The following is a 13,497-nucleotide window of genomic DNA, read 5'->3' as shown; positions in this document are numbered from 1 at the left end:
ATCGGATCATTCCATGCTCTTTCGCGTCCTTTTCCTGTTGTTGATTGGGGTTCCTGGGGTATCTGCCCAAACTAATCCCGTTAGCTCACCGGAGGTATTCTGGCAACTGACTGCCGGTACAGCGCCTGCTGTCACGTCACCTGCCAATGAGGTAATGTTGCAACAGGCGGGTATGGGTAATCAGGCCACGATAGCGGTACTGGGGCAGCAGAATCAGGTTAGCCTAATGCAGACGGCCAATGCGAACGCAGCTACGGTGCAGCTGACAGGACAGGCGAACCAGCTTCAACTGAACCAAGCCGGTGGTGGAAATCGATTTACCCTTGGGCTCGATGGCAGTACTAATCAACTGCGTGTGAGCCAAAGCGGTGGCGACGTAATCAGCTTGTTGGGTTTATCTGGTAGCAATGCCCGAATCGATATGATTCAACGGAACGGCAACAACACAATCATGGCCGACGGCTTGACCATTCCCACTACCTCGACGGGAATGGGCGTCGCTAATCTCAGGATCGAGCAATCAGGTGGCGCAACCGTCCGCATTCAGAACGGCCTGTCAATCAAACAGTAAAGAAACGATTTATGCGCTGGCTTATCTTCCTGCTTACTAGCGGTTTGCTGCTTAGCTACGGTGGTTACGCACAGGACCCGGATCTGGAAGGACGGCTCGAAGAAGCGGTGATGGACGAAACGATTGTCGAACAGGAAGGTACGCAGACCCTGATGCTGGATCAGACGCGCAGTAAGATTGGCCGCGATTTTTACGAAGCGTTTTTTCGGCGTTACGCGGAGTTGCCCAAAGTAGTTAGTCAGCCGGTTTCCACCGATACGACTCGTCGAATTGATCCTAACCTCGAACTCGATCTGACGGCCTTCGTGGTCACCATCGATGAGCTACCCGCTTTCGGTGTCGGCACGACGGTCGTTGTGGTATCGCTCAACGATCAGGTACTCTGGCAAAACTACGTGCAGGCGCGGGCCGACATTCTCGAAGCCTACGCCTTTGATGCTGCTGAACTGATCAATCAATACGTCATCAATTATCAGGAGGTGCAAAATCAGCTCGAAAACGCCGATCAGCGGGGTACGGGCATCTTTTAAGACTGGTTGCAGAGTTACCGTTCAGGGATCAAGGCTGACCAATTCATGTACGCACCGGGGCTTGTCTATCAGTCTGTTAATTTGTTTCCAACGATGAACAAACTACTACTCGTGTTTTTGCTGCTGACCGGAGCTGCTACCACATACGGCCAAAGCTTCGTCTATCACCCCAACAATCCCAACTTTGGCGGGAACACCTTTAACTACGCCTGGATGCTTAGCTCAGCCACGGCGCAGGACCGGACCACCGACCCATCGGCCAAAAAAAACGCGACGACCGGCACTCAGACCAGTACGCTCGACAGTTACGCGCAGAGCCTGCAAAACCAGTTGCTGAGCCGGATCACCAGCAACCTCATCAGCAAGCAGTTTGGCGAATCGACGCTGAAGCCCGGCACCTACACGTTCGGCGATTTTCAGGTTGAAATTTCTAATGGCACCGATGGCGTCGTCGTACGTATCGTTGACGGAAAGGGGGGCGAAACGTCGATTACGGTACCTTACTTCTGAACCAGATAAGTTACCCGACCAATACACTACCAATAACGATCACTATTCCCCGAACTTGTTACGCCAATGTCTATTCGCTGTCTGCTCCGCCCGCTGGTGCTGACTACCTTCGTAAGCCTGTTAAGCGGCTGCACGGCTTTTTTTTATCAGCCTACCGGTCCGCGTCGGGCGCGGCTAGGCGAGACAACGCCCACCACGACCACGCTTCGGTCGCTGCCACCGGCGAAGGAAAAAATCGTGGCCGCCGTCTATAAATTCCGTGACCTGACGGGGCAATACAAACAGACCGAAACCGGCACCGGTTTTTCGACGGCTGTCACGCAGGGCACGACCAATATTCTGCTTAAAGCGCTGGAAGAAAGCAACTGGTTTGTACCCATCGAACGGGAAAACGTTAGTAACCTGCTCAATGAACGCAAGATTGTCCGCTCCAGCGTAGCGCAGTTTAAGGATGGTGAAAACCTGCCCCCGCTGCTCTTTGCGGGAATCATCCTGGAAGGGGGCGTGGTGTCCTACGACGCCAACATCATTACCGGGGGTGGTGGGCTGCAATACTTTGCTGCGGGCGGCTCGACACAATACCGGCAGGACCGCGTAACGGTCTACCTACGGGCTGTAGCGACGAAAACAGGTAAGATTCTTAAAACCATTTACACCTCCAAAACCATTCTGTCGCAGACGGTCAACGCCAGTTTATTTCGGTATGTTACGTTTAAACGACTGCTGGAAACTGAAACAGGACTGACCACTACCGAACCGGGGCAGATGGCCGTGACGGAGGCCATCGAAAAAGCCGTCGAGGGCCTGATTATCGAAGGAGTACGCGATGGGCTGTGGGCCGCCGAAGATAAGCAGGCCGGTCCAATGAAGAAAGTGCTCGATGCCTATGACACCGAAAAGACCCGCATGAGCGAGACCGACGTGTACGGCATCCGCCCTGAAATTGACGCGCCGTTGATCACCATCCAACCGTATGCCGGTGTCATGCGCTACTCCGGCGACTATGCCCGACACACGATGAAGGGGGTATATGGCGCATCGATGGACGTTTATTTCAGCTCGAAGTTCGGTATACAGGCCAATGCCGCGACCGGAACACTGGCCAGCGAAGGAGCCTTTTCGTCCCGTATTTCGTCGCTTGAAGGAAACCTGATCTTCCGACCAACACCCTTTCAACACTGGACTTCACTGTTGTTCATCGGTGTGGGTATGGTGTCGCGGGCGGGAACCAGTCCATTCAACTGGCAGGGCGATCGCTATTTACAGGCGCAGGGGGGCGCCGGCATTCAGTATTCATCGAATGGCCTGATCGGCTTCCGGTCAACAATCTCGTACAACCAGCCGTTTACCGACGCACTCGACGGCATCACGGCCGGCACACGCAATGACTACTACCTGCGGGGCACAGCAGGGCTGACGCTGAATATCGGCAGTATCTACCGGCCCAAGAGCACCACCGTCAACACCCGTAACTAATCCTACCTCATCCGCCAATTGCCGTGATTACCCGTCTTCTTTTCCCCAAATCTGTCTATCTCGTTCTGACGCTCCTGGCTGGCCTTGCCGGACTGGTGGGCTGTAATGAAGATGTCTATGTCGACCCGGTGCAACTGACAACGGTACGTGGTCGGGTGGTATACAGCCTCGATCAGCAGCCGGTGCGCAATGCGACGGTCAAATTAACCCCCGGCAGTCGCGTCGTCTCGACCGATTCGTCAGGTGCGTTCCGCTTCGACAGCGTTGTCGTTGGTAACTACACTATACAGGCGTCGAAAGCGGGCTACGGTACGCAGGTGGCGACAGTAGCCGCGTCGGTGGCGACAGCACCGGTTGTAACCATCCAGTTGACGGACGATAAAAGTCAGAACCGACCGCCCACCACGCCGGTGCTGGTCGCTCCCGCGCTGAACAGCACGGCTCAGTCGACAACGCTGACGCTGAAATGGACGTCAACCGACCCGAACCGTGACACGCTGATCTATAATGTGCTGCTGTACCGGGCGGGCTCCGCAACGCCAACATCATCCTATACGGGCCTGACTGCCGACTCGGTTATCGTCTCTGGGCTGGATTACAACACAACTTATCTCTGGCAGGTCATTGTCAGTGATAATGTGAATACGACAAACGGCCCCGTCTGGTCATTTAAGACGGGTTCCTACCCAGACTACAGCTACGTTTTTGTTCGGCGAATGAACGGCCGCTTCCAGATTTTCGGCGCGACGACCGATGGGACTGCCAGCCAGCTCACGCGGGAGGGCAGTAATTGGCGACCTATCGTCAGTCCGAACCGTCGGCAGATTGCGTTTATCTCCAATACTGACACGGAGCTTCAGCTGTACCTGATGAACATGGATGGCAGCAATCGGCAACAGGTAACGTCGGTACCCATTGCCGGGCTAGCAGCGGCTGACCTGTCGTTTTGTTGGTCGCCTGACGGTACGCAGCTCCTATACCCGAGCAACGACCGACTCTACGCGGTCCGTACTGACGGAACCGGGCTTCGGACGGTAGCCCTGGCCAGTAGCGGCCGAATCTGGGCGGGTTGTGACTGGACTCCGCAGGGCAACCGCATTGCGGCCCGAACGACGGGTACGAGCCTGTATGACAACGAGCTGAGCGTGTTTGGGTCCGATGGCAGTTCGGCCCGGACGGTCTACGCCCGACGCGCAGCCCGCGTGGGTAACCCGGTTTTCTCGGTCAACGGCCAACAGATCGTGTTCTCCGCCGATTCAACAGATTTTCAGAACGAGCAGGGTCGACAGCTTGACGCCCGGCTATACCGGCTCAATCTGACAACCGGCGCGGTAGCTGATCTGTCACAGAATCAGGTGAGCACCAGCTCGCAAAACCTGACTGGAAAAACCGCCGGAACGAACGATCTCGAACCGCGCTTTTCACCTACCGGTGCCAGTCTGATCTTCACTAATACCGACAATACCGGCATTGGTCAGCGGAATGTATACACGGCCGACGCTGACGGTAAAAATCGGAAGCTACTGTTGTCGCAGGCCGAAATGCCTTATTGGCGATGAGCGAGCCTACTTAACGAGTGTATGATACAGAACGTGCTTATTTCGCGTGACTCTTTTGCCACTTCTTCTGCTCTCGTTTGCTCATTTCCTGTTGGATAATCGGTTCAGGATGCTCCGCCAGGTAATTCTCTCGGGGCTCCAACCGACCCGCCTTCTGTTGCTCCCCAAGCCAGAATCGAATGGGTACGTAGGCCCAATACTGCTTCTGATCCGTTGGCTTACCATTTTTAATCACCGGCGCTTCGTAGTTGTAGTGCACGGTAAACCGAACGTGCGGACCGAAATCGTAATTTTCTCCCCCAACGATACCCAGTGGCGTTCCCGCTTCGACAAACTGACCCGGCTCAACAAAGATGCTTTTTTGCCGCAAGACCGTGTAGGTGGCAAAGCTACAGTCGGCATGATTGATCTCGACCATGTTATCACTGCGGTTAAAACCCAGATGTGTCCCGCTGGGCATGGCATCACTACGCACCGCCGATACGGTTCCCCGGCGAGCCGCAAATACCGTGTCTCCACTATTCATTTTGATAGCCAGCGAATACCAGTCTTTGGGGTCTGCTTCGCCCGCGTAGAGTTTGCCAATGTACGGTAATTCAACCGCACTAACCCGTTTGCCCGGACTGGCAGGGAGCAGATATATCAATGCCGTATCGACCTTGGTTTGTTTACAGCCTTTTACCGAACTGAAGCTGTAGCGAAACGAATTTGATTGATTGGGTTCGGGTTGTAATTTGAAAAGCGACTGCTGTCCCGGCCTGACCTCAGTTCGATAAGGGAATGTTGTCGAGGACCGCAGGCCGTTCAATTCGCTGAACGTAACGGTGATTGAATAAGGACAGAAAGCGGAATTTCGGCAGGAAAAGACGTAGGCCCCCGTGTTATCTTTTTCGTAAAATACCTCAACGGGAGATTGGGCGTTGGCGTTGGCGAAAAGCAAAAAGGACAAGCCGATGAGCGAGAGCAAACGAATCATGACAGACGGAACTATAAAGTAGTGGTGTAGAAAAGCGGGCGAAAATAAGCATTTTCGGCAATCGTTCGCGGCTGTTTACGATTTGTCGGCAATCGACAAGTAATCACAGAGCGCTTACCCTATATTCTGGCTCATCCTTATATCTTGCCGTTTATCGGTCAAACCTTCAACGCATGTATTCGGATTTAGAGGAATTAAAGGAGTTGTTGCTCGTAACACAGGCCCACCTGCGGGTGCTCGAACAACTCGAAGCGGAGCGGATCGCTAAAGAGACGGGGCAACCCTTACGACTGATTGAGCAGCGCATTCAAACGCTGGCGGAAGAAATATTGGACATTGTTCGGGAAGAAAATTCGTAGCCTGAAAAAAGCAAGACAGTGCTTAGTACAACTTTCTCCCAGAAGTTGACCAAAACTGTTTTAATCGATTACCAGCCCTAACGCTCATACTCCGTGAAGCTTATAAAAAAAATACAACAGTTACTCCTTGAGCCCCTTCAAGCGCAACTCCAGCAAATACAGGTTCAACTCAGACAAGCTAAGGAGGACAACGCGGCCACCAAACTAGTGATGGGGGCCATGCTGGCTAAATTTGCGGGTCAGGCTTCCTCAATGAAGGATGCCGAATTTAAGCTATTTTCTCAGTTCGGTGATGACGGTATTATTCAATACTTAATCAGCCACGTCAAACCGCGCGTCGATACGTTCGTTGAATTCGGCGTTGAAGATTATGAAGAAGCCAATACACGTTTCTTGATGATGAACAACAATTGGAAGGGCCTGATCATCGATGGTTCGTCACACTTTATTGATCACATTAAGACCAGTTCGTTTTACTGGCGCTACAGCTTAAAAGCCATTAGCAGCTTTATTACCGCCGAAAATATCAATCAACTATTGGTCAACAATGGCATTGCTGGCCAGATCGGCTTGCTTAGCATCGACATCGACGGTAACGATTATTGGGTGTGGAAAGCCATCACGGAGGTAGAGTCCGACATTGTGGTGATCGAATACAACAGTTTGTTTGGCTCTGATCGATCGATCACTGTTCCGTACAGACCTGATTTTATGCGACAGGAAGCTCATTACTCATATTTGTACTTTGGCGCTTCACTGCCCGCCTTGTGTGATCTGGCGCTTGAAAAAGGGTACGCGTTTGTGGGCTGTAATCAAGCGGGTAACAATGCTTATTTCGTAAAAAAAGACAAGCTAAATGGCATACCGGCTTTGTCGGTCGAGGAGGGTTATGTGTATTCCCGTTTTCGAGAAAACCGAAACCAGGAAGGCATTATGACTCACCTGGACGGGGTCGAACGAAGGCCCCTTCTGACAGGGCTTCCAGTTATCAACACAAAAACGAACGCCCAGGAATATTTGTAAAACAGACAACAAAAACGAACGCAGCTTACCGATTTCCCGGCGCAGCAGATGCATGTTTTTCACCAGCAAGGCAAAGCCGGTTCATTTACTGCGTTTGAGCATCTGTCTGTCCTGAGACGTTCTTAGTGGGTTTTGGGGTTGACGAGCGGGTTATTAGCATAGTTGGGACATCGACAACAAGACCCGGTTCCAGCTGAAAACAGATCAGAAGACGATACCAAACTGAAAGCCAACCGTGAACGAGGTTGCATGATCATTACCAAAGCGAACCGGTAGCGGAACCGCGACAAAATAACTATTCGTGGGACCTTTTCGAACGATTTTGTTTAATACAGGCGTGAATCCGTAGCGGCCTGAGGTTTCGAATGCCAGGCGAGTGGCAAGTGTAAAATCTTTGCCCAGGTTCATTAACACGCCCGGATGAAACAGCACGTTGGCAACCCGGCTATTTCCATTTTCCGCGCGAATGAGCGGAACAACTTCCACAGAAAAGCCAAGTTGTTTGGTCTTCCAGAGGTTCAGACCAATAGGAAGCCCCACCACGTAATACCGGTCGAAGTTGGTTTCCGTCCCGGTTTCGTTTCGGGTAATGAGCGGATGCAAAACGCCCAAGTACCCGACCATGCGTGGGTAAGTTACCGTTGGTTGCGTTTGAGCCAATAGGTTGGCTTGAGGTGACAGCGCCAGCAGGACGACACACGTAAATAGACCAAGGATAGTTTTTGAGATTCTCTGGTTCGGCGCAGGTAGCCAACCAGAAACGACGTAGATCTTGTTCATGGAAGAGGTATACTTTTCGGCAAGAATACGTCTTCGCTCACTGAAGAAATAGAACAGATTTTACCCGTTTGGACCGGCTTTACGTTTGGAGTTATTTTTTCGGTATTGGGACGGATTTTGGCCCATCATTTTTTTAAATATCCGCGTAAAATGACTTTGGTCGGAGAAGCCGGTCAGGTACGCGATCTCCGATAACGAGTGAGAAGTCGTCTCTAATAGCTGAATGGCTTTTTCAATGCGTAGCTTGCGAATATAATCCCCAAAGGTCAGGTTGTCGAAGTACTGGGCGAAAGCACGCGACAGGTACGTTGGATTGACCTGCAAGGACTGGGCAACCGTTGACAGGCTCAGGCTCAGGTTCGTGTCAATGTGGTCTTGAATCAACTCTTTTAGCTCGGCTGCCCAGGGAGGTGGATTTAATTTCCGATCCCTTATTTCATGCAGGTACGTAGTAAAAAAACGAAGAAGCAAATGCTCTTCCGGCTGCTGAGTGTGTTTTTGGTTTTGAAGATGAGTCGCCCAACTGTAGAGCGCATCATAGATAATGATGCCTTGCGTTAATAAGGCGTAATCATCCTGAATGTTGTGGGCCAATCCGGCTGAAATAGCCCACAAACCGGCGGCTTGCTGAGCGAGTTCATGATGATCCGTGTCTGCTCCCCGGACAATAGGAGCCATTGTCTGAAGTGCCGGATCGGTTAGCTCATATTTTTTGAGAATGTAATCGAAGGTGCAATCCTGCCCGTAGTGCGAAAACTCCACATCGGGAACATCGAAAGGGATGCCACCTAAGTTTTTGGCTTTTTCAATGACCTGCTCAGTCGGAACAAATAAGAACTGAGCGTCTTTGTCGACGAACCGCAGAATCAGCCAGGGACAAGCTAGACGGTCAATTTTGGGACGTTGCCGGGTAATCCAGATCATAGTGATCATATTTTAACGGCAAGATTACGCAAAGGCTTCAAACGAACCAGCGTATCTTATCGATTAACTTTTTGGGAGGTAAGTACATAGAATACCCAACACATCTCGCTTTCTTGTCCGGAGCGTTTACCAGATTGCGTCTAAATCATACCTTTGGATCAGTCACCGATTCCCGATGCTGTTTGGCATAATCCGACGGCGATACGTTGAACAAGTGTTGAAACGCTTTTCTAAAATACTTTACATCCTCGAAGCCAACCTGACTGGCTACTTCGGAAACCCGCAGGGATGACGTGGCCAGCAACTGAGCCGCGCGTTTCATCCGCACATCGCGGATAAACTCAATGACGGTCTGCCCCGTAATGGCTTTGATATGCCGGTAAAATACGGATTGGCTCATGCCCATTTCTCGCACCAGCATCGGCACCGAAAAATCCGGATCGCTCATGTGCGTTTCGACAAGCTGCATGGCTTTCTCGAGCAACTGCCGTTCTTCGTCGGGGATAGCGATGTCACTGGGTTCGAGCAGGATTTGCCGTTGGTAATAGTCGCGAAGCCGAAACCGGTTTTGTAGCATAACCGACAGCTTGGTAAACAGCACCTGCGGATTGAATGGTTTAGCCATGTATTCGTCAGCGCCCGTCTCAAGCCCTTCCAGCTCGTGCGTAGCCGCCACCCGCGCCGTCAGCAGCACCACCGGAATATGGCTGGTTTTGGGATGCTGCTTGATCGTCCGGCATAGTTCAAGTCCATTGCTACGGGGCATCATCACGTCACTGACAACGATATCGGGTAGCAGCTCAAGCGTTTTTGACCAGCCATCGAGCCCATCAACTGCCGAATACACCTTGAAGGCGGGATCGAGCAGACGAATCAGGTACTGCCGCAGGTCGTCGTTGTCTTCCACGATCAGAACACGGGCCGCTCCGGGGGGTATACCAACCGGGGGGGTATCGTGTAAGGGCAGGTCATCAAGTTGAGGGGTCGGGTCGGGGTCGGGTACTTCGTCGGCTGCGATTGCCGTCCGAATGTCGTCGGGCGGAAGGTGCGCGTGGCCAAACGGTAGCCGAAGCGTAAAGGTCGTGCCAGCCCCCGGCGAACTTTGTACCGCTACGCTGCCCTGATGCGCTTCGGTAAACTGCTTCACCAGCGACAAGCCTAGCCCGGTACCTGTTACGCGTAGTGTGTCCGTTTGCGACGCCTGGTAATACGGGTCAAAAATTTTGTCGACCTGATCACTCGGCATGCCCACACCCCAGTCGCGCACCGTAATCTGTAGGTAGTTATCCTGCAAGACGGTATTCTGAAAAACCGCCGGTCGGTCGGGCGAGCCGATACGGGCAACGGTAACCTGAATCCTTCCCCCAGCGGGTGTGTATTTAAACGCATTGGAAAGCAGGTTGGTCAGCATAATTTCCAGCTTACTGCGGTCAACATACAGCGCTATATTTTCAGCGGGAAGTTGCAGCGTGTAATCAAGGTCTAATTCTTCAGCCTTTAGTTTAAAGATCAAAAAGATCTCGGATAGAAACGGAATAATGTCCTCGCGGCTGGCTCGCAGGGTAATGTGTCCCGTTTCTGCCTTGCGAAAATCAAGCAGTTGATTGACCAGATCGAGCAGTTTACGGGTTTGCTGGTGCATCAGCAGAATTCGCTCCCGGACCTGCGTAACCGTTATGTTCGTTGATGCGGCTAATTCGTCCATCGGTCCCAGAATAAGCGTCAGCGGGGTACGAAGCTCGTGCGACACATTGGTAAAAAACCGGAGTCGGCTATCGGTAACTTCTTTTTCCTGTTCGGCCTTGTACTGTTCAAGTGCCAACTTATTTTGCAGCGCCTGCTGAGCCAGTTCTGTCCGGCGGTAGAACCAGAGTGCTCCCGTTATAGCGCTGATACCGAGCAGGTACGCCCACCAGGTACGCCACCATGGCGGCAGAATGGTAATACGCATAACAGCAGGCTGCGCGGACCAGATGCCATCATCATTGCTGGCGTTGACCCGGAACACGTAGTCACCGGCGGGGAGGTTGGCGAAGGTAGCCATGCGTTGCCCCGGCGCGGGCCGCACCCAGCCGTTCGTGTACCCCTCAAGCTGATAGACGTATTGTTGCTTCTGCGGGTTCGCGTAATTAAGCCCGACAAATTCAACCGAAAAATCGTTTTCCGACGCGTTTAGCTCAATACGAGGCTTTTGCGTCAAAGGTTTTGTCAGCAGCACGCGTCCATTGAGCGTATCGCCAACCGTAACCAACTGGTTCAGCACGTGCAGACCCGTAATCTGGGCAATGGGCCGATACGGATTTTGCTGAATCTGCCGGGGTTGAAAAAAGGTAATGCCGTTGGTTCCGCCGAAATACAAGGTGCCGTCGGAGGATTGGAATGCAGCGCCAACTTTGAACGAATTACTTTGCAGCCCGTCGCTGATGTCGAAGTGGAGCAACTGCCTGGTTTGCGGAACAAATTTATACAGTCCGGCTCCCCCGATCCAAATATTTCCCGCGCCATCGGTTAGTAAACTTTCGATATCAGTTTCAGGGATTTGTTGCTGGTATCGGTCAATGCGTTCTCGTCCGTGCGCGTCCGTCGAGAGCCGGTGCAGCCCTCCGCCGATAGTCCCGATCCAGAGATTGCCCCGACCGTCGTTGAGCAGGGGCCACGTATAGTTAACAAGCAGGCTGTTCGGATTGCGGGGATCGTGCGTAAACTGCGATACCAGATGCAGTGAATCAGGCTGCGGTCTTAGTTTGAGCAATCCAGCGTCGCGGGTGCTTACCCAAAGGACATTGCGGGTAGAATCGTAAAGTAAGGCTGTCAGTTGGTGCGTGGGCAATATCCCGTTTTTCCCGTCGTAATGCCGGAGGTAGTGACCGTGCCGATTCAACTGGTGCATACCGTTGTTGAAGGAAGCAATCCAGACCGTACCAGAGCGATCGCCGGTGATGCTTTCGGTACTGATCCCACGCCAGTCGGGACCGGGTTTTACGTCCGAAAGGCGCTGGGGGGACGTACCCCGCCTGACATCCATCGTGTACAAACCACCGTAGCGCGTGCCGATCCAGAGCGTACGGTCCGACGCTAAAAACAGCGCCGACACATCGATGCCATTTACCGTGCCCAGCCCCGGTCGGTTCAGGTAGTTTTGGTACGTGCCGGTTGATTGATCGTAACAGGTTAGCCCGTTGCGCGTACCGATCCAGAGCCGGTTGGCTGCTTCGTCTTTACAGATCGCGTTTATGTAATTGGTAGCGGGTGTCGTTGTGCCGGTAATCGCCTGTCGTAACTGGCCGAAAGGCTTGGCCCGCAGCCGGATCTGGTTCAGCCCACCCGCCGATGTAGCAAGCCATAAGTTATGAAACTGATCTTCCCGGATGTCGTGAACCCGTACCGAATTAATGCTGTACGAATCAGCGTCGGAGGGCAGGAACGTGAGCAGCTTTCGTTCATCGACGGGTGGCTGGCTCTGGGCTACAGCACCGCCATCAAGCAGCAACAAGCCGTAGTGTGTACCAACCCATAACCGGTAAAATGAATCGAGGAACAAACTTTCTACACCAGCAAAAGGGCGGTGCAGGGACTGAAAGGTGGGGCCGACGGCTGAACGAAGTGCCGACGATGCCGTCCAGTATACGCGATCATCCGTCCCGACCCACAGATCGTTGCGCCGGTCGATGTGCAGCGCCCGAATGTTTGGCCCCTCTACGGTAGGTACCGGAACAGCCTGTAGGGGTGTCTTGTTCTGCGCGTCGGTCCAGCGAAAACGCCAAAGGCCATACCCCAACGTACCGATCCAGAGAGTACCCCGTTCATCGAGCGCTAGCTTACTGATCGTTGGTTCTTTGTTGGGACTCCCCGTTAGCCGGACTGACCGGACTGCCTGAAGCGTTCCGTCCCGGTCAAACTGAAACATAAATACCCCGTCACGTTGGGTCGCTACCCACAATCGACCCCGCTTATCCGAGACAACAGCGTGAACATTGGTTTGGCCCAGCTTATCAAGCAACGGCCCAAAGCCAGCATTTGTCGATTTAGTTTGAATGCTGGTGAACCGGTCGGTGCGCACATCGTACCAAAACAGTCCCGCCCGCTCGACACCCGCCCAAAGGGTACCGCGTTGATCGACATGAAGGCTACGGACACGGTTACTCGACACGCCCCGCTGGGTATCAACGGGGAGATTATAGGTTTTCAGCGAATACCCATCGTAGCGGTTTATCCCCTTGTTTGTGCCAATCCAGACAAATCCTTCCTTGTCCTGTGTCACGCACATGGCATCGCTATGCGACAACCCCCGGTCTATCGTAATGTGTTCAAATCGAAACTGATCGGGGCTTCGTTGTGAAAACCCCGGTATTGTTATTATGAAAAAGGCCAGTAGCCAGCCTATGTATGTACTAAACCGCATACCTGTGAGGGGTCAGCTTCCTCTCTTTTAATAAGCCCGTTTTACCGACCTACACCCGGTAATGGACATCGAACGCTCTGCTAAAGTTACCACTTTTTACAGTGAGAAGACGACCGATATGCCCGCATCAGGCGATTTGACGGGTGATGAGGTTGTATGAGCAAAGTTGCACTTTCTGAATAAGCAATCTTATGCAGCATGGAGAACACATCATAGCCGCGGATCAAATTACACCCTAATCAAAATGATGTAAAATGCTTTTCTAGCTGTCTACAATAGTTCAGCGAAAAGACCACCAGACGAATTTACCCCCCTTTTTTGACGAGAAAGACACCCTTCTGTCTTAACAGGCTTCCTTAATTTTGTACTATTCAAACATTTGATTTT

The 13,497-nt window shown here is 52.5% G+C and carries 11 protein-coding genes; 7 read left to right on the top strand and 4 right to left on the bottom strand.

What is annotated here, in order from left to right; all coding sequences use genetic code 11:
• Positions 1-13 precede the first annotated feature (13 nt).
• The 5 genes from M0L20_RS28195 to M0L20_RS28175 all read left to right on the top strand — a co-directional run bounded on the left by M0L20_RS28195 (position 14) and on the right by M0L20_RS28175 (position 4,646).
• Positions 14-571, top strand: coding sequence for a hypothetical protein (locus M0L20_RS28195; RefSeq protein ID WP_248480529.1), 558 nt, complete (start codon positions 14-16; stop codon positions 569-571).
• Between the two features lie 11 nt (positions 572-582).
• Positions 583-1,101: a curli production assembly/transport protein CsgE gene (locus M0L20_RS28190; RefSeq protein ID WP_248480528.1), complete on the top strand. Its 519-nt coding sequence runs from the start codon at positions 583-585 to the stop codon at positions 1,099-1,101.
• A gap of 93 nt (positions 1,102-1,194) precedes the next feature.
• The gene (locus tag M0L20_RS28185; RefSeq protein WP_232563972.1) at positions 1,195-1,611 is read left to right on the top strand and encodes a curli production assembly/transport component CsgF; all 417 of its coding nucleotides are present in this window, start codon (positions 1,195-1,197) and stop codon (positions 1,609-1,611) included.
• Positions 1,612-1,677: 66 nt separating this feature from the next.
• The gene (locus M0L20_RS28180; RefSeq protein ID WP_248480527.1) at positions 1,678-3,087 is read left to right on the top strand and encodes a CsgG/HfaB family protein; all 1,410 of its coding nucleotides are present in this window, start codon (positions 1,678-1,680) and stop codon (positions 3,085-3,087) included.
• Between the two features lie 23 nt (positions 3,088-3,110).
• Positions 3,111-4,646, top strand: a complete 1,536-nt coding sequence (locus tag M0L20_RS28175) for a carboxypeptidase regulatory-like domain-containing protein (RefSeq protein WP_248480526.1) — start codon at positions 3,111-3,113, stop codon at positions 4,644-4,646.
• A 37-nt stretch (positions 4,647-4,683) separates the two neighbouring features.
• Here M0L20_RS28175 and M0L20_RS28170 read toward each other — a convergent pair whose 3' ends face one another.
• On the bottom strand, positions 4,684-5,622 hold the full coding sequence (locus M0L20_RS28170; RefSeq protein ID WP_248480525.1) for a M23 family metallopeptidase: 939 nt from the start codon (positions 5,620-5,622) through the stop codon (positions 4,684-4,686).
• 173 nt (positions 5,623-5,795) lie between these two features.
• On the opposite strand from M0L20_RS28170, the gene M0L20_RS28165 reads away from it, so the two are divergent.
• Positions 5,796-5,981 (top strand): hypothetical protein, encoded by a 186-nt coding sequence (locus M0L20_RS28165; protein WP_248480524.1) that lies wholly within the window; start codon positions 5,796-5,798, stop codon positions 5,979-5,981.
• 93 nt (positions 5,982-6,074) lie between these two features.
• Positions 6,075-7,004 (top strand): hypothetical protein, encoded by a 930-nt coding sequence (locus tag M0L20_RS28160; RefSeq protein ID WP_248480523.1) that lies wholly within the window; start codon positions 6,075-6,077, stop codon positions 7,002-7,004.
• 204 nt (positions 7,005-7,208) lie between these two features.
• On the opposite strand, the gene M0L20_RS28155 is transcribed toward M0L20_RS28160, so the two are convergent.
• The 3 genes from M0L20_RS28155 to M0L20_RS28145 all read right to left on the bottom strand — a co-directional run bounded on the left by M0L20_RS28155 (position 7,209) and on the right by M0L20_RS28145 (position 13,110).
• On the bottom strand, positions 7,209-7,784 hold the full coding sequence (locus M0L20_RS28155; protein WP_248480522.1) for a hypothetical protein: 576 nt from the start codon (positions 7,782-7,784) through the stop codon (positions 7,209-7,211).
• 60 nt (positions 7,785-7,844) lie between these two features.
• Positions 7,845-8,708: a chromate resistance protein ChrB domain-containing protein gene (locus M0L20_RS28150; protein ID WP_232563979.1), complete on the bottom strand. Its 864-nt coding sequence runs from the start codon at positions 8,706-8,708 to the stop codon at positions 7,845-7,847.
• Between the two features lie 145 nt (positions 8,709-8,853).
• Positions 8,854-13,110 carry a hybrid sensor histidine kinase/response regulator transcription factor gene (locus M0L20_RS28145; RefSeq protein ID WP_248480521.1) on the bottom strand — a complete coding sequence of 1,419 codons (4,257 nt, stop codon included), beginning with the start codon at positions 13,108-13,110 and terminating at the stop codon, positions 8,854-8,856.
• Positions 13,111-13,497: the final 387 nt, after the last annotated feature.

Origin of the sequence: Spirosoma liriopis, from assembly GCF_023196085.1 — a bacterium.
GTDB classification, from domain to species: domain Bacteria; phylum Bacteroidota; class Bacteroidia; order Cytophagales; family Spirosomataceae; genus Spirosoma; species Spirosoma oryzicola.
The sequence above is the reverse complement of the archived record's forward strand: the minus strand, read 5'-3'. Positions and strand labels throughout refer to the sequence as shown.